Source organism: Alistipes sp. dk3624 (assembly GCF_009557455.1).
Lineage (GTDB): Bacteria > Bacteroidota > Bacteroidia > Bacteroidales > Rikenellaceae > Alistipes_A > Alistipes_A hominis.
The window spans coordinates 2191295-2207661 of the sequence record NZ_CP045651.1; the positions used below are offsets into that span (position 1 = coordinate 2191295).

Annotated in this window: 13 protein-coding genes; 4 read left to right on the forward strand and 9 right to left on the reverse strand. The window is 57.3% G+C overall.

Going from position 1 to position 16367, the window contains the following annotated elements; all coding sequences use genetic code 11:
- Positions 1 to 13: 13 nt before the first annotated feature.
- Complete coding sequence (locus GFH31_RS09300) at positions 14 to 505, forward strand: prolyl-tRNA synthetase associated domain-containing protein (RefSeq protein ID WP_055202376.1); 492 nt, start codon at positions 14 to 16, stop codon at positions 503 to 505.
- Positions 506 to 528: 23 nt separating this feature from the next.
- Here GFH31_RS09300 and GFH31_RS09305 read toward each other — a convergent pair whose 3' ends face one another.
- The 6 genes from GFH31_RS09305 to GFH31_RS09330 all read right to left on the reverse strand — a co-directional run bounded on the left by GFH31_RS09305 (position 529) and on the right by GFH31_RS09330 (position 6876).
- Positions 529 to 984 (reverse strand): PepSY-like domain-containing protein, encoded by a 456-nt coding sequence (locus tag GFH31_RS09305; protein WP_118655348.1) that lies wholly within the window; start codon positions 982 to 984, stop codon positions 529 to 531.
- Between the two features lie 157 nt (positions 985 to 1141).
- Positions 1142 to 2491, reverse strand: a complete 1350-nt coding sequence (locus tag GFH31_RS09310; RefSeq protein ID WP_055202372.1) for a TolC family protein — start codon at positions 2489 to 2491, stop codon at positions 1142 to 1144.
- A gap of 54 nt (positions 2492 to 2545) precedes the next feature.
- Entirely contained in the window at positions 2546 to 3655 is a 1110-nt protein-coding gene (locus tag GFH31_RS09315) for an efflux RND transporter periplasmic adaptor subunit (RefSeq protein WP_118458214.1), read from the reverse strand.
- Positions 3656 to 3685: 30 nt separating this feature from the next.
- Positions 3686 to 4924 (reverse strand): ABC transporter permease, encoded by a 1239-nt coding sequence (locus tag GFH31_RS09320; RefSeq protein WP_055202368.1) that lies wholly within the window; start codon positions 4922 to 4924, stop codon positions 3686 to 3688.
- A gap of 18 nt (positions 4925 to 4942) precedes the next feature.
- On the reverse strand, positions 4943 to 6202 hold the full coding sequence (locus tag GFH31_RS09325) for an ABC transporter permease (RefSeq protein ID WP_118458211.1): 1260 nt from the start codon (positions 6200 to 6202) through the stop codon (positions 4943 to 4945).
- Positions 6199 to 6876, reverse strand: coding sequence for an ABC transporter ATP-binding protein (locus GFH31_RS09330; RefSeq protein ID WP_055203491.1), 678 nt, complete (start codon positions 6874 to 6876; stop codon positions 6199 to 6201). The genes GFH31_RS09325 and GFH31_RS09330 overlap by 4 nt, the downstream gene beginning before the upstream one ends.
- A gap of 472 nt (positions 6877 to 7348) precedes the next feature.
- On the opposite strand from GFH31_RS09330, the gene GFH31_RS09335 reads away from it, so the two are divergent.
- The 3 genes from GFH31_RS09335 to GFH31_RS09345 are packed head-to-tail and all read left to right on the forward strand — an operon-like array spanning position 7349 to position 12820.
- A complete protein-coding gene (locus GFH31_RS09335) occupies positions 7349 to 10201 on the forward strand; it encodes a hypothetical protein (RefSeq protein WP_182424188.1) in 2853 nt (950 codons plus the stop codon).
- 10 nt (positions 10202 to 10211) lie between these two features.
- Positions 10212 to 11114, forward strand: a complete 903-nt coding sequence (locus tag GFH31_RS09340; protein ID WP_101571523.1) for a glycyl-radical enzyme activating protein — start codon at positions 10212 to 10214, stop codon at positions 11112 to 11114.
- A 26-nt stretch (positions 11115 to 11140) separates the two neighbouring features.
- Positions 11141 to 12820 (forward strand): hypothetical protein, encoded by a 1680-nt coding sequence (locus GFH31_RS09345; RefSeq protein WP_118655342.1) that lies wholly within the window; start codon positions 11141 to 11143, stop codon positions 12818 to 12820.
- 11 nt (positions 12821 to 12831) lie between these two features.
- Here the strand turns inward: GFH31_RS09345 and GFH31_RS09350 are convergent, their stop codons facing one another.
- From GFH31_RS09350 to uvrC, 3 genes are all read right to left on the reverse strand, one after another.
- Positions 12832 to 13281, reverse strand: coding sequence for a YqaA family protein (locus GFH31_RS09350; RefSeq protein WP_055202359.1), 450 nt, complete (start codon positions 13279 to 13281; stop codon positions 12832 to 12834).
- A gap of 35 nt (positions 13282 to 13316) precedes the next feature.
- On the reverse strand, positions 13317 to 14318 hold the full coding sequence (locus GFH31_RS09355; protein ID WP_118655340.1) for an adenosine kinase: 1002 nt from the start codon (positions 14316 to 14318) through the stop codon (positions 13317 to 13319).
- A 193-nt stretch (positions 14319 to 14511) separates the two neighbouring features.
- The gene (gene uvrC, locus GFH31_RS09360) at positions 14512 to 16359 is read right to left on the reverse strand and encodes an excinuclease ABC subunit UvrC (protein WP_153497816.1); all 1848 of its coding nucleotides are present in this window, start codon (positions 16357 to 16359) and stop codon (positions 14512 to 14514) included.
- Between the last annotated feature and the right edge of the window lie 8 nt (positions 16360 to 16367).

Consider the following 16367-nt stretch of genomic DNA (forward strand, 5'->3'; position numbering starts at 1 on the left):
AAATTCCCGAATGATGGATCGTAAGCAAATCGTTTTTGATTATTTGGGCCGGTATGCCTTGAGGTACGACTATTACGAGCATCCGGCGGCCCCGACGATCGAACTGGCCCGGCTGTATTGGCGCGACGACGGCTCGAAACACTGCAAAAATCTTTTTTTCCGCAATCATAAAGGCGACCGGCATTACCTCGTCGTTTTCGACTGCGACCGAAATCTGGCGATCCGCGATCTCGAACGCCGGCTGCGACAGGGAAAGCTCTCGTTCGCTTCCGAACAGCGGATGGAACGGTATCTGGGACTCCGTCCGGGTTCCGTATCGCCGTTCGGACTGATCAACGACACGGAAAATCACGTGCACCTGTTTCTCGACCGGAATCTGCGGCAGCAGCACTCCCTGAGCTTTCATCCGAACGACAACACGGGGACGATCGTGATCCCGCAAGCCGAATTCATCAGATATCTCGACGGATGCGGGAACAGCTATGAGTTTATCGATTTGTATTGATTCGGGGCGCTGCGGGTCTTCCGTCAATCGTCGCGCGGTTCTTTTTCCCGGTCGATCGGCTCTCCCTTCGCATTGAACATGAGCTCGGTACGGTTCGAAAGTTTGATTTCGGTGTTTTTACCGTCTCGTTTGGCAGCCTGTACTTCGCATCCCGGGAAGCGGTCTCTCGCGTATTGCAGGATATCGGCCGGGATGGCGCTCTGCGGAACGGAACCGACCTTGGCGTCCATTTCGGTCCACATTCCTTTGTGGTTGAACGCTACGGCCACCCCGTTTTCCATCAGGACGTCGTAGGTGGTCGCCGACCCTTTCGGTTCAATCTTTATGATCGATATTCGGGTGTCCGAGAAGTGCTCGGAGAGGAATTTTCGTGCCTGGACGGGCAGCCTCTCCGGATTGGTCGTGGTTATTTTGTCTCCGCCTCGCGCCGCTGTCAGCGAGATCAGCAGGCATAGCAGGACGAACAGCGTTTTTTTCATAACGGACGTTTTAACGGATTCTTACCCTGTGACGAAGGCAAAGCCGGTGCCAGATCCGGAGGGCTCCGTCGGACGCGGCGTAAAAAAGAACGGGCCGTCCTTGTGCGAAGGGAGGCCCGTTAGGAGATGTAAGGGAACGGATCGATTTGTCGCGGGATCAATAGATGCTGAAATCGAGCGGTTGACCGGCGTAAAAATCGAGGATTTTTCGGCTGAATATGAAATTGAATTTGGCTTGTACCATGTCCGATTCGGATTTTTCCATCCGGGTTTTGGCGTCGTTGTAGTCGAAGATGGTCGAACGTCCGGCGTCCGCTTTTTCTTTCTGGTAACGGAAAGCTTCGCGAGCCGCCGCGAGCGATTTTTCGGCCGACAGGTACTTCTGGTAAGCCGCATCGGCGCTGTAATAGCTCTGTTCGATCTCCTTGCGTAGCGCCAATTGGGCTTCGGTAATGGCCAACTCCTGGATGCGGATGTTGTTTTGAGCCATCCGAACGTTGTTGCGCGTCGCGTTGCGGTTGAATATCGGAATGTTGATACTCAGACCGATGTATTCGCTGCCGTTGTTCTTGAGCTGGTTGAAAAAGGCGGCGTTCCGGGCTCCTTCGTAGATCGAGAAGTAGTAACCGTTGCTATATCCGGCTCCGAGCGAAATCGACGGATAAAAAGCCGATTTGGCCGATAGCAACGCCTTTTCGCTGCTTTTCAGTCGGAGTTGTTCGGCCAGTATCCGGGGCCGGTTGCCGACCGCGTAATCGTAAACTGTTCCGGGAGTCTCCATGCGGCTCATCGAGGCGATCGTGATATTTCCCAGGTCGGGCATCCGGATGTCGAAGCCGTCCTTGTTTTCGAGGTTCAGCGCCTGGCTCAGGTCGAGCAGCGACAGCAGCAGCGTGTTCCGACTCTGCGTCAGGTTCATTTCGTCGTTGGCCAGCAGCGCTTTGCTTTCGTAAAGATCCGATTCTGGATTGCGTCCGTTTTTGACCAGCAGTTCGCTGCGTTCGACTTGCTGGCGGCTCAGTTCGACTTGATTTTCGGCTACCTTGACCATTTCCTTGTTCAGCAGCACCTGAAGGTACAGCGAGGTCACGTTGAGCGAGACGTCTTCGCGCGCCCGTTCCAAATCTTTCAGCGAAGCTTGTAGGGAAAATTTTTGTCCTGCGATGTCGTGTTTGATACGCATTCCTTCGAACACGGTAACACTTGCGGAGGCTCCCAGCGAGGTGGACAACTGCGTGTGATCGACCGTCGTTCCGTCGCGTCCGGGACCGCGGCCGAAGGAGGCGTTCTCGCTGAGGTTGATACCCACGTTCGGCAGTCGGCTGTTGCGCGTCGTATTCAGCCGGAGTTCCTGGTTGTTGCTGCTTATCTGGAACTGTTTGACCGAAATATTGTTTTCAATAGCATAGTCGATACATTGCTGAAGCGTCCAGTCCTCTTTCGGCTGAGCGGAAGCGGAAACCGAAAGAGCGGCCGACAATAGGAAAGCTGCAAGGGTTCGGATCATGGTTCTATGTTTTATTCGATATGAGATTTCTGTTCTGGATGTGCGGTTTATCCGTTATTTGGTCGGCGTTGTCTTCGTCCCGCGGATCTGTTCGTTTCCGGTCAGCCCTTCGGTAACTTCGACGTTGACCCCGTTCGACAGTCCGATCTGGATCTCCTTGCGTTCGAAAGTCTGGTCGGTCGCCGTGGAGTCGCTGGTCAGCAGGTTGACGAACGTTTTGGTTCCTTCGAACTCGATGGAGCTTTCCGGGATTGAAATCACCCCTTCGCGCCGGTCGATCAGGATGTCGGCGTTGGCGCTGTATCCGGCGCGGATGAACACGTCTTCCGGAATTTTCGCCGCCGCCTTGATCTCGAACATGATGACTCCGTTCTCCTCGGTGCCTTTCGGCGCGATGTATTCGAGCGTCGCATCCAGCGAGATGTCCTGCAGGGCGCCGATCGTCAGCTTGACGGGCATACCTTCGCGGATGCGTCCCACTTCGGTTTCGTCCACCTTTCCGCGGAAGATCATGTTGTTCATGTCGGCGACCGACGCGATGGTCGTACCGTCGTTGAAGTTGTTGGACAGAATGACCGAGTTGCCGACCTTGATCGGGACGTCCAGAACCATTCCCGTGATGGTCGAGCGGATCTGCGTATTGCTCAGTTCCGCATTCCGCTTGGCAATGCCGTTCTGTACGATTTCGAGGTTGTCCTGCGCGTTCTGCAGCTCCTCTTTGGCTTTGGAGTATTCCGTTTCGTTCTTCTCGAACTCCTCCTTGGCGACCACGCCGGAGTCGAACAATCCCTTGACGCGTTCGAATTCCTGTTTGGTCTGAGCCAGGTTGATCCGGGCCACGTTGACGCGCGATTCGGCTGCGTTCAGCGTAGCCATATCGGGGATGACTTTCACTTTGGCGATCACTTCGCCCTGACGCACCGGTTCGCCGGCCTGTTTGTACACTTCCGAGACGATCCCCGATATCTGCGGCTTGATCAGCACCTCGTCCCGGGGTTCGACTTTGCCGGTGGCGACTGCCCGTTTTTCGAGCGTGTCGATGTGCGGTTTGACGATGGCGTAGACCTCTTTGACCGGCCGGGTCTTGTTCCACAGGAAGACGAATGTCCCGATCAGCAGGATCAGGAACAATATGCCCAGCGAAATTTTCAGAACTTTTTTCATATCGTTTGTGAATTGAGTTTCGTTTTAATTTTATTCTTCGCGGATCGCATCCACCGGTTTGATCCTGAGCGCCCTGCTCGCCGGAAGGATGCCGGCCAGCAGGCTTCCGAGAATCAGTACCGTCATCGAGAGCATACCGGTGCCGAACGAGATCTGCGGGCGGATCGGCCGTCCGGCGCTGGCCGTGAGTACCGATTCGGCGCCCGACAGCAGTGCGACCGCAAGCGCCAATCCGAAAATTCCGGCGACGAACGTCAGCACGAAACTTTCGCTCATGATCTGCGAGATGATGATCCGGGGCCGCGCTCCCAGGGCCCGGCGGACGCCGATCTCCTGCGTTCGTTCGCGGACGATGACCAGCATGATGTTGCTGACCCCTACCAGTCCGGCCAGCAGCGTGCCGATCCCGACGATCCAGGTCAGCGTGCCGATTCCGCCGAACAGCGAGTTGAACTTGTTGACCTGTTCGCCGAGGTTCTGCGAGTAGACCGCTTTCGTATCGTCCGGCGATATGGTGTGTCGTGCGAAGACCAGTTGTTTGATATTCGTTTCCACCTCTTTGATGTCGGCATCGTCGTTTGCGGCGACCGCCACCGAGTGTAGCTTGTGCCCCATGTTGTACATTTGTTGCATCGTCGAAACGGGCATCAATACCGATTTGTCGCCGTGGAACCGGAACCCGCGGTCGGGGACTTTGATCATGCCGATCACGGTCAGGTACATGTTGTTCATGCGGATCGTGCTGCCGACCGGGTCCTCGCCGCCGGGAAACAGATCCAGCCAGACCTGCTCGGTGAGGATGCATACCTTGCGCTGCTGCTCCATGTCGATTTCGTTGAAAAACCGGCCGAACCGGATCGGCTGCGGGCTGATCTGCTGAAAATCGGGATTGTATCCTACCAGGCTGTAATCGCCTTTTTTGTCGTTCCGGCTGAATTTGTATTCGCTGCCCCAGATGACCGAGCCGACGCTGCGGACGTTGGGCACCTGTTTTTTGATCGCAGCGAGGTCCTCGTTCTCGAACTGCCAGTAACGTCCGGAAGGGAGCCCTTTGTAGGGGATCGAGGTACGGCCGCCCCAGAAGAAACAGGAGTTGACGGACATATCGCCCAACTGTGAGAAAAGGGCGTTTTTCAATCCCAGTCCCGCGCCCAGCATGATCGTCAGCATGAATATGCCCCAGAAGACGCCGAACGCCGTCATGATGCTGCGTTTGCGGTTCCTGCTGATCGTCTGCCAGATCTCTTCCCAACGGTCTAAATCAAACATCGTTTCGTCTCGGTTTCGTTATTTATTGTGTCGCATCGCGTCGATCGTCTTGATCCGGGCCGCCCGGCGGGCCGGCACGTAGCCGGCGATCATTCCGGCGACGATCAGTACCAGCGTGGCGCTTAGAGTCACCGACAGGTCGAGGGTCGGATTCTTGAACATTTCGAAGCTGTCCTGCGGGGCGTTCGCCGCCGCCCGTTCCATGAAAAAGTTGACCAGTTCCATGATGCCGACCCCGCCGATCATGCCGATATAGCCGAATGCGGCGGTAATCAGCACCGATTCGATCAGCACCAGCTTGACCAGCGACGAGGGCTTGGCGCCCATCGCCTTGCGGATGCCGAATTCGAATGTCCTCTCGCGGACGGTCACCAGCATGATGTTGCTGACGCCTACGATGCCGGCGATCAGCGTGCCGATCCCGATGATCCAGATGAACAGCGCGATACCGTTGAAGATCATCTGCCCCTGTTTGTAGTTCTCCATGACGTCCCAGATGTACATGGCGCTTTTGTCGTCCGGCGAAAAGGTATGCGCCGCCCCCAGGCGGGCGTAAAGCCGGTCTTTGAAGTCCTTGCTCTGTTCGTCCGTCCGGATGTCCTTGACGGTGAACGACAGATCCCCCACGTCCCGTTTGTTGGCCATGTAGATTTGGAATACCGTGCTGATCGGGCTGTAAATCCTCGGCGTGTATGAGTAGTTGTTCCCTTTGTACAGACCCACGACCGTGTATCCCATTTTGTCGATCTGAATGACTTTACCGATCGGGTCGGCCCCTTTGAACAGGGTTTTCGAGGTCATGTCGTCCAGAACGACCACCTTCCGCCGCTCCTTGATGTCCGTTTCGTTGATGAATCGGCCCGCCGTGACGCGGACGCCTTTGATTTCGGGAAATTTGGGCGTGACGCCGTACAGGTTTGCCGTGTTGTACTCCCGGCCGTAAGCCAGGTTGGCTCCCCAGTGGTAAACGCTGGCGGCGATCTGGGCGATTTGATCCGGAAATTCGTTGGTCAGAACCTGGATGTCGTCCAGGTTCGGGGTAATGTTTCGCCCGCTCTGGAAACCTTTGTAGGGCATCGAGGTGCGTCCGCCGTAGACCTGCATCGAATTGACGGCCAGGTCGCCGAACGAATCCTGCATGGCGTTGCGCAGCCCGTTGCCCGATCCGAGCAGCACGATCAGCATGAAAATGCCCCATGCCACCGAAAATCCCGTTAGGAATGTCCGTAGCTTGTTGCGGCTGATTGTCGAGGCGATTTCCTGCAGTTGCTCCCTCATCGTTTCAGGTCGGTTACCGAGCCGATCAGCCCGTCTTTGATGTGGATGATTTTATCGGTTTGGTCGGCGACGCCCTGTTCGTGGGTGACCAGGATGATCGTCATTCCGGTGTCGTTTACCTTGCGCAGCAGATCCATCACTTCCTGAGAGGTTTTGCTGTCCAGGGCGCCGGTCGGTTCGTCGGCGAGGATGATCTCGGGCCCGGTAATCAGCGCGCGGGCGATCGCGACGCGTTGTTTCTGTCCGCCGGACATTTCGTTCGGCATGTGGTCGGCCCAGTCGCGCAGCCCCAGCGATTCGAGGTAGTCGAGCGCTATGGCATTCCGTTTTTTACGCGACACCCCTTGGTAATAGAGCGGCAGCGCGACGTTTTCCATTGCATTTTTGTAATTGATCAGGTTGAAGGACTGGAAGATGAATCCGATCATCCGGTTCCGGTATTCGGCCGCTTTCGTTTCGCTCGGATTTTTGATCAGCGTGCCGTTCAGGTAGTAACTGCCCGTGTCGTAATCGTCGAGGATGCCCAGAATGTTCAGCAGGGTCGACTTGCCTGAGCCGGAGGCTCCCATGATCGAAACCAGCTCGCCACGCTTGATCTCCAGGTCGATTCCTTTCAATACGTGCAACGGGGAGCCGTTGTTATACGTTTTGTTGATGTTCTCCAGTCTAATCAGGCTTGCCATGTCGTCGGAAAAAGTTTGTCGGTTCGAGGTTGCTCCGCAGACGGATGAACGGGGTCGGTTCCGGTATTCCGGTTTGTACTGACGGCGATTCTGTCGGCTGCAAAGGAAGTTTGCACTGCAAATATATATAATAAAATTAATATTATGCAATACATAATAATTATTTTATCAAATAATTGTGCGCTCAGTTGTCTGCGGCCGGGAGCCCGATAATTTTTTTGTCTGGGTCCGGAATGAAAAACGGGGATATACCGTGCTGTGTCGCGTTTTGTCGGTTTCGGTTTTGCTTCGAGCGGAGATTTATTTTGAAAAATAAGAAAAATTCCGACAATATAAAAATATTTCTTTTCGAACGATTTTTATACCTTATTATTGTATGAATGGTGTCGGATTTGTCCCGTATTGCGAATAAATTCTTATCTTTGATAAAACCTTTATTCCTGTCCGACCTAAATTTCGAATTATGATAAACGTTTTACGCTTTTTGGGCATACTGGGTATCTGCTCACTCGCTTTGCTGTTCCGTCCGCTTCCGGCAGGGGCGCAATCTACCGAGGTCATTCTGACCAGCGACCGGCAACTGACCGATCTGACGGATCCCGATAAAAAAATCGATATTTCGCTCGGGTTCAATCCGCGCGTGCAGAGTCTGCGCGAAATCTGCGAAGAGGGGAAAAAACGCGGCTGCAAGGAGCTGATCGTGGCATTCGACGAATTTTTCAGACAATATCGCAAGGATACCGGTTCCGAAAGGAAACTGACTCCCGATATGGACGAGTATGTCGATAAGATCAAAGTGATCAGCGATTTTGCCGCCAAATACGACATGGGGATCTGCCTGAGTCTGCTCAGCCCGCTCGAACTGGGGTCGGCTTATAAGAAACAGACCGGGCACGGCGGCCGCTGGGTGGCTTACAAAGTCGGGTTCCGCGATCCGCAGACCGGAAAGTTCAGTCTTCCGGTCTGGCAGCAGCTCGCCTGGACGAACAATAAGGGAAAGTCTCCGGTGAAGCTGACCGGCGTCAAGGCTTACGCGTTCCGCGAAACGCCGCTGGGGGGCAGTCCGTTCCGGGCGGTCGTTCCGGCGGATATCGTCCCGGTGGAGCAGGTGAAGTACGAGGCGACCGACACGCTGGGCGACGAGGTTACGGGAGCGGCGATGGATACGCGTTTGCTGCGGGTTTACTGCGACCGGCCGCAGTTGCCGGGTTATAACCGGGTGATGGTGGTGTTGGAATACGAAACCCAGGAGATGGATTATTTCAACGCGGACGCTTCCGCTTTCCTGAAAAGGCTGATGAAAAAGTATAAGGATAAGGGCGTCAACCTGACGGCGCTCTATTCCGATGAAATGCATATCCAGCAGGACTGGGGGTATTTCGGTCACCACGAGGGCGGTCAGTTTGCCGAACGCTACCTTACGCAAAGCATGGCCGATGCCTATGCCGAAAAATTCGGGCAGCCGTTCGACGACCGGTATATGCTCTATTTCGCTTACGGGGCGCCCTATTTCGAACCTACCGCGAATGCGGTGGTGAACGTACAGTATGTGATGGGGCCGTCGCCCGAGGATATCCACCGGACTTTCCTGCTGCGCGATCGTTATTACAGAATGTTGAATAACGGCGTGGTCGATCTGTTCTGCGATGCGAAGAGCTATGCCGAGGGACTGTTCGGACGGGAACTCCGCACAGCGGCGCACGCTTCGTGGGCGCAGAGCCCGACCATCGACCTGTGGAATACCGAAAAGCAGCCTTCGAATCCGAATCAGTACGAATATACATCCAATTTCGTGTGGGGAAACACGGTGCACCAGGCTTCGGCGGCCTGTTACGACTATTTCAAGTGGAGCGAGTACCTGCAACCGACCGGAAACGACTTTGCCGAGGGCGGCTGGGGCGACCGGAATTATTACGGGGCGGCGATGGCCGCGTCGATCGGCGTGATCAACAAGTACCCGAACGCTTATGCCGCCGCCTGGGGAATGCCCGACAGGGTGTGGGAATGGAAGATGGCTATCAACAGCGCGTTCGGCGCGCAGGCAACGGCGCCGATCGACCTGATCTCCGGGCATGTGCACCGCGACGTGGACGTACTGATCCTCTATCCGATGAATCTGGTGGCCGTCGAGCCGCGTTTCGGCAGCTGGATGGCCCAGTACGGGTATGCCAATTACCTGACGGCCGACAAGCTGTTGGAGATGGGGAAAATACTGCCCGACGGGCGGATTCAGGTGGGCGACAAGAAATACGGTACGCTGGTGGCCGTCTTCGAGCCCCTTCCGGAGAAGGGACTGCTGGAGATGATGGAACGATTCGTCGAAAGCGGCGGCCGGGTGGTGTGGTTCAGCGCTCCGCCCCTGATCAACACGGCCGGGGAGAACTGCGCTGCGCAGTGGCAAAAATTGTTCGGCGCTACCTACCGGCATGACCAATATATGGGCGAGATCGCTGCCGGCAAAGAGGTCGCTTTCTGCGGCAGTTTCGCCGCGGTGCCGCGACAAACCGTTTTGACTGATTTTCTGGTCGACCGGATCTATCCGGTCGAAGCGGGAGCGGGGTGCGAAGTAGTCGCTCGGGCCGACGGGCGGATCGTGGGCACGATCCGGAAGACGCAGAAAGGATCGGCGAGCTATTTCGGTTTTCGTCCGCGCGACGACCAGTCGGCCAGTCTCGGTTACGAGACCCGGACGCTGTTCGAGATCCTGCATGCGGTCGGGGCTTATCCGTCCAGCGGGAAATTCGGCGGGGTGAATGACAATCCGTCGGTCGTGTCGCGGACGAGCGACTATTTCGTCACGGCGTTCCCGAATACGACGACCGTAATCGTGAAGCATTATCGGACTCACCGCGAAAGCTGGCCCGGCGGATTCTCGCGCAACCAGCAGGAGGATGCCGAAGCGCTGGCCGCGAATCCGCTGCCGTCCGACCGGATCGAACTGAACGATGCGGCGGTGAACGGGCATCGGGTTTCTTACGAAGGAAAGATGTCGGTCGCGTTCCGTACCGGCGCCGATGGCCGTCTGATCGCTTTCGTCGGCCGCGACTGCCGGGGGATCACGCTCGACGGCGTGCAGTATGTTTTTGGAGAAAAACCTTTCGATCAGGTGGTTTTTGCTCCCGAGGCCGAGGATTCTCCGGTTTACCGGATCTGTGTTTCGGGACAGGGGCGGATTGCGCTGCCGGTTCCGGTGACGGCGAAAAAAGCGACCGTACGGCTCGGGAAAAAAACGGTGCCGTCCGAAACGGCCGACGGGAAATTGATGCTGGACGTTACGCCCGAACTGTCGGGACGATGGTTGACGGTCGGGAAATAGCGGCGGTCGGATGACGGGGCGTGTTTTCGACATACAACGTTTTTGTACCCACGACGGACCGGGGGTACGTACCACGGTGTTTCTGAAAGGGTGTCCGTTGCGTTGCGCCTGGTGCCACAATCCCGAATCGCAGCGTGCGGCGGACGAATTGCTGTTCTACCGTACGCGCTGTATCGGGTGCGGAGTATGCGACGAAGCGTGTCCTTACCGCGATGCGCGCCGAACGCTGCGGGATGCGGCGCTTCGACGCGAGCGGTGCGGGGGATGTTCGCGTTGTGCCGACGCCTGTCCGACCGGGGCCATCGAACGGGTCGGCCGGGATATGACGGTCGGGCAGGTGATGGAAGAGGTGCGCGGCGACGTTTCTTACTTCCGGCATTCGGGCGGGGGAGTCACCCTCTCCGGCGGCGAACCGATGGCGCAGTTCCGGTTTACCGCCGCTTTGCTGGAAGCATTGCGCCGGGAGGGTATCCATACGGCAATCGAGACTTCCGGACAAGGCCGGCTCTCCGATTTTCTCAGGGCGCAGCCGATGACCGATTTGTGGTTGTGGGACGTCAAGTCGCTCGACGGGGAACTGTATGAAAAATATACCGGTTTGCCGCTCGCGGCGATGCTGGATAACCTGCGGGCGGTGCACCGGGCGGGCGGGAACGTGCTGCTGCGTTCGATTTTTATTCCCGAATTGCACGATAACGCCGCTCATGCCGGAGCTCTGGCCGATTTGCTGGACGGGCTGGATGGTGTGAAGGTGGAGTACGTGGCTTATCACCGGCTCGGGATTTCGAAGCTTGAAAAACTGGGCCTGCCTGCTTGCGGGCCTGCTTTTCGCCCGCCTTCGGCCGAGGAGATCCGCAGGTTCGGGGCCCGGGTCGACGGGTTGCTGAAAAAACGTCGGACTGGATCGTTCTGACTCATAATTTGTTACTGTTTAAGAATATGAATGTAAAACGGATTTTGGTTTGGGGAGTCGTGGAAGGGCTGGCCGTTCTCGGTCTGACCCAGTGTTTGGTCGCCTGTCGGGAGCGGGCGGAAGAACCGGCGCCCCGCATCGTGAATATTATTAATTTCGTTCGCCAGACCGAGCCGCGTCCGGTGAATATTTCGGACGAGGATCTTTTCCTGACAACGCTCCGGCAGGTCGAACTGCTGGAAAAACACCGCTTGCGCGGGACTTTCTTGTTGCAGTACGACGCGCTGCTCAATCCGCGTTATCAGGAACTGATGCGCAGGGCGTTGAAAGAGGGTTCCGAAGTAGGCGGCTGGTGGGAGATCACCCAACCTCACGTCGAAGCGGCCGGCATGACGTGGCGCGGGGCCTATCCGTGGGACTGGCACGCGAACGTAGGTTTTTCGACGGGATATACTCCCGAAGAGCGCGAAAAATTGGTCGACGTCTACATGGCCGAATTCAAAAAGATTTTCGGGGCCTATCCGACGGCGGTCGGATCGTGGTTCATCGACGCGCATACGTTGCAGTACATGGCCGATCGTTACCGGATCGTCGCTTCGTGCAATTGCCGCGATCAGGTGGGAACGGACGGTTACACGCTGTGGGGCGGTTACTGGAACCAGGCTTATTACCCGAGCCGTAAAAATGCCTACATGCCGGCGCAGACTCCGCAAGAGCAGATCGGCGTCCCGGTGTTCCGGATGCTCGGCAGCGATCCGATCAACCAGTACGATAGCGGGCTCGGGCTTCCGGCCCAGGGAGTCGAGACGCTGGAGCCCGCCTATACCGAAGGGGGCGGCAACCCGGTTTGGATCGATTGGTTTTTCGACATGCTGACCGACGGGCCGTGCCTGGCTTTCCAGTATGCGCAGGTCGGACAGGAGAATTCGTTTACCTGGCCTCGGATGCGGCGCGGACTGGAATACCAGGTCGCAGTGGCGGATTCGCTGTCTCGGGCGGGAGCCCTGACCGTACAGACGTTGTCCGAATCGGGGCGATGGTTCAAGGAGCGTTTCGCGGAGACTCCGGCGACCTGCATCGTGGCGATGAAGGACAGCAAGCCGGCCGGCCGCAAAACGGTGTGGTACGACAGCCGTTTTTACCGGGCCAATGTCGTGTGGGAGGATAGTACGCTGCGTTTCCGCGACATCCATCTTTTCGATGAACGGCTGCCGTCGGCTTACCTGACGCAGCCGGGCACTTCGACGCAGTGCCTGTATACGACCCTGCCTCTGGTAGACGGTTTCAATTGGAGTTCGACGACGGAGACGGCCGGCCTGCGGTTGGTGGAAAAGATGGCCGACGGTAGTTGGCGGCCGGTTCCGGTGGGGATGCCGGCGGCCGGGGAGACCGCGCCCGGCGAACTGACCGTGACGACTCCGATCCTCGCAGGAGGTTCGTGCCGGATGGTTTTCGATGAGCGGGCGATCCGTATCCGGTTGACCGAAAACGCCGGAAAAGAGTATCGTTTCGTGCTGACGACGGCCCCGGAGAAGGCGTTGCCTTTTACCGCGATCGAACCGCAGTGCGTTCGGGCCCGTATCGGCGATCTCGATTACCGGGCGCAATGTACGGCCGGAACCGTCGGGGAGGAAGAGGCTGCGGATACGTTTCTGCTTATGCCGGATGCGGACGGCAGCCTGACGCTGGATCTGTCGCAGCGATAGCCGGCGGCCGGTCAGAAATATTGTTTGCCCCAGATGAACAGCAGGGCCCAGCAAACGAAGCGGGCTCCTTTGCCGATCAGCATCAGGACGGCCGCTTTCTTGAAATCCACCTTGTAAAATCCGAGAGCGATCGCGAATACGTCGCCTACGACCGGCAACCAGGTCAACAGGGCCAGCAGCGAGCCGAAGCGGTCTATTTTGCTTTTGTGTTTGACGAGGGTTTCGTGCTTGACGCCCATGTAGCGCTCGATCCATTCCCATTTGCCGAGCCATCCGAGCCAGTACGAAGTCAGTCCGCCGAGCCAGTTGCCGAGCGTGGCGACCAGCACGCACAACCATACGTTTCCGCCTGCGGCCAGCATACCCAGCAGCAGCACGTCGGAACTGAACGGAACGACCGTCGCGGCGATGAACGAGCCGGCGAACAGGCCGACGTATCCCAGATTAAGCAGCCATTCCACGCGGTATGTTTAACGGATTGGACGATTCGGGTGCATTACAGGATGTAGTTTCCGGTTTCCACGTCGCCGACCATCCGGCGGATTTCTTCCCATACTTTTTCATCGAACGTGGTTCCGACGACTTCGATCACCTTTCCGGCGGCGATGGAGCCGATCGTGCCGCACTGTTCCATCGACAATCCCCGGCACAATCCGAACAGGAATCCGGCGGCGTAAAAATCGCCTGCCCCGGTGCTGTCGACCCGGCGGGCATTCCCCATGATCCCTATGTGATCCACCCGGCCGCGGTATTTGACGTAAGCGCCGCGCGTACCGACCTTCACGACTGCGATCGAGCATTTACGGGCGATCTTGTCGAGCGCTTCCAGCGGGTTTTTTTCTCCTGTGAAAGCGGCCGCTTCCTGCTCGTTCGCAAACAGGATATCGACGTGTCGGTCGACCAGGTCGTGCAGGAAGCCGAGGTTTTCTTCGACGATGTTGAAACTCGCCAGATCGAGGGCGACTTGCAGTCCGCGCTCTTTGGCGATGCGTACGGCGTTCGAGATCAATTCGTGATCCTGCACCAGGTAGCCTTCGATGTAGAAGTATTCGTAACCGTCGAAAATTTCGGGCGTAAGTTCGGTATGGCGCATTTCGAGCGCTGCGCCGAGGTAGGTGCACATCGTGCGTTCGCCGTCGGGGGAGACCAACGATACGCAGCGTCCCGACGGTTCGTCGCCGCGGAAAACGGTCGGGGCGATTTGTAGTTCGTTCAGCGTCCGTTCGAAAAAGTCGCCCGTTTCGTCGCGTCCGACTTTGCCGATGTAGCCTGTCGAAGCGCCCATCCGGGCCAGTGCGCGGATCGTATTCGAAGCCGATCCGCCGAGCGAAAGCGTGTGGGGCGCGTCGGCGACCGATGCGTCGATCTGTCGTTGCAGTTCGCTGTCGACCAGGTTCATGCTGCCCCGCGGTAACTTGAAGGTATCGAGTATTTCGTCGTTTTTCAGGTTGATCAGGATGTCTGTCAGGGCATTGCCCATTCCGATGACGCTTTTCATGGATGATTCGGTTTTAGGTACAGTTGAGGTTTCGTGAAAAAATCGTGCCTTTCCGTTCACAGTGGGTCGGGAACCGCGTATGGAACGCTGATATGCATGGTGCGCCCGTTTCCGGCCGTTTTCTCGGACCGACTTTGCAAAGGTGTCTTTTTTTTCCCGGATTCACAAATTTTCAGGCCCGTTCGTACGCCGGTTATTTCCCCTCTTTCGTGCCGTCCGCCGGCGCTTCCCGGAAATAGCGGATCACTTCGGCGGCGCGTTGCCGACCGATCAGTTCCGATAGTTCGGTTTCGGAAGCCGTCCGGATTCGGGACAGCGTGCGGAAGCGTTGCAGCAGTTTCTCTACCGAACGGTTGCCGAGGGTCGGGATGCTTTCCAGTTCGCTTTTGATAAAGGCGAGCGAACGCTTCTTGCGGTGGAAGGTGATGCCGAAACGGTGCGCTTCGTCGCGTATGTGCATCAGCACTTTCAACGCTTCGCTGTTGCGGTCGAGATAGTAAGGGGTGGAGTCGTGCGGGAAATAGACCTCTTCGATCCGTTTGGCCAGTCCGACGATGGCGACCCGGTCGGCGATCCCGAGCCGCAGCAGGGTTTCGTAGGCGAAGCGGAGCTGCCCCTTGCCTCCGTCCACGACGATCAGTTGCGGCAGTTCGGCGTCTTCGTCGAGCAACCTGCGGTAACGGCGTCCGATCACCTCTTCCATCGAGGCGAAGTCGTTGGCTCCAACGACGGTCTTGATGTTGAAATGGCGGTACTCCTTGCGCGCCGGTTTTGCGTCGCGGAATACGACGCACGAAGCCACCGGATTGGTTCCCTGTAGGTTCGAGTTGTCGAAGCATTCGATGTGCCGCGGCGGGACGCTCAGGTGGAGCTCTTTTTGCAGGGCGGCCAGGATGCGGTTCGTGTGCCGTTCGGGATCTTTGATTTCGATCTGCTTGAGTTTTTCGAGCCGGTACAGGCGGCTGTTGCGCTCCGAGAGTTCCAGTAGATGCAGCTTGTCGCCGCGCTGCGGCACGGTGAACGTTACTCCTTCGAATAGTTCCTGCGCCGGCAGCAGCGGGACGATCGCTTCGCGCGACAACCGTCCGCCCGGCAGTTGTTCGGCGATCCGGCTGATCGCGTAGGTCAGGATGTCCTGCGGCCGGTCTTCCAGCCCCGGTTTCAGTTCGACCGTGAACGAATTGACGACGGCTCCGTCGGCGATCCGCATGAAATTGCAGTAGGCCGCATCGTCGTCGACGACCAGCGAGAAGACGTCCAGGTTGGTCAGCGTGTTGCTGACGACTACCGATTTGCTCTGATAGGCGGCGAGGGCTTCGATCCGTTTTTTATAGACGGCGGCCTCTTCGAACCGCATTTCGGCTGCCGCGCCGACCATTTTTGCGCGCAGGTATTCGGTCGTCTCCCGGGTGTCGCCGCGCAGCAGCGACGTTACCAGTTCGATCCCTTCGCGGTATTCGGTTTCGCTTTGCAGACCGACGCAAGGTCCCTTACAGTTGCCGATGTGGTATTCCAGGCAGACGCTGTATTTGCCTTTGGCGATCGCTTCCGGGGAGAGATTCAGCGAACACGTGCGCAGGCTGTGGATGCTGCGCACCAGGTCGAGCACCGTTTTCTGGATATAGACCGAAGCGTACGGCCCGAAATAGCGAGAACCGTCGCGCTCGCGCCGCCGGGTGGACTGTACGCGCGGAAACGGTTCGTTGCGGATCACGATCCACGGATAGGTCTTGTCGTCCTTCAGCAGGATATTGTACCGCGGCTGAAGACTTTTGATCATGCTGTTTTCGAGCAGGAAAGCCTCGTTCTCGGTTGCCACGACCGTGTGCCTCAGGTCGGCGATCCGCGAGACCATCACGCGCACTTTGGCGCTCTCGTTGGCTTTCGACGTAAAATAGGAATAGACGCGGCGTTTGAGGTTTTTCGCCTTGCCTACGTAAATCACGCGGCCGTCGGCCCCGAGGAATTGATAAATGCCCGGGGATTCCGGCAGCAGGGCTACTTTTTCTTTCAGTTCGGCAATGCGTTTCGAGTCGGCCATGCGGTTAA

Coding starts and splice junctions, on each gene's coding strand:
- uvrC (WP_153497816.1), bottom strand. CDS start 16,359: ATGGCCGACTCGAAACGCATTGCCGAACTGAAAGAAAAAGTAGCCCTG.
- GFH31_RS09305 (WP_118655348.1), bottom strand. CDS start 984: ATGAAAAAAACGCTGTTCGTCCTGCTATGCCTGCTGATCTCGCTGACA.
- GFH31_RS09320 (WP_055202368.1), bottom strand. CDS start 4,924: ATGTTTGATTTAGACCGTTGGGAAGAGATCTGGCAGACGATCAGCAGG.
- GFH31_RS09315 (WP_118458214.1), bottom strand. CDS start 3,655: ATGAAAAAAGTTCTGAAAATTTCGCTGGGCATATTGTTCCTGATCCTG.
- GFH31_RS09345 (WP_118655342.1), top strand. CDS start 11,141: ATGAATGTAAAACGGATTTTGGTTTGGGGAGTCGTGGAAGGGCTGGCC.
- GFH31_RS09335 (WP_182424188.1), top strand. CDS start 7,349: ATGATAAACGTTTTACGCTTTTTGGGCATACTGGGTATCTGCTCACTC.
- GFH31_RS09300 (WP_055202376.1), top strand. CDS start 14: ATGGATCGTAAGCAAATCGTTTTTGATTATTTGGGCCGGTATGCCTTG.
- GFH31_RS09310 (WP_055202372.1), bottom strand. CDS start 2,491: ATGATCCGAACCCTTGCAGCTTTCCTATTGTCGGCCGCTCTTTCGGTT.
- GFH31_RS09340 (WP_101571523.1), top strand. CDS start 10,212: ATGACGGGGCGTGTTTTCGACATACAACGTTTTTGTACCCACGACGGA.
- GFH31_RS09325 (WP_118458211.1), bottom strand. CDS start 6,202: ATGAGGGAGCAACTGCAGGAAATCGCCTCGACAATCAGCCGCAACAAG.
- GFH31_RS09355 (WP_118655340.1), bottom strand. CDS start 14,318: ATGAAAAGCGTCATCGGAATGGGCAATGCCCTGACAGACATCCTGATC.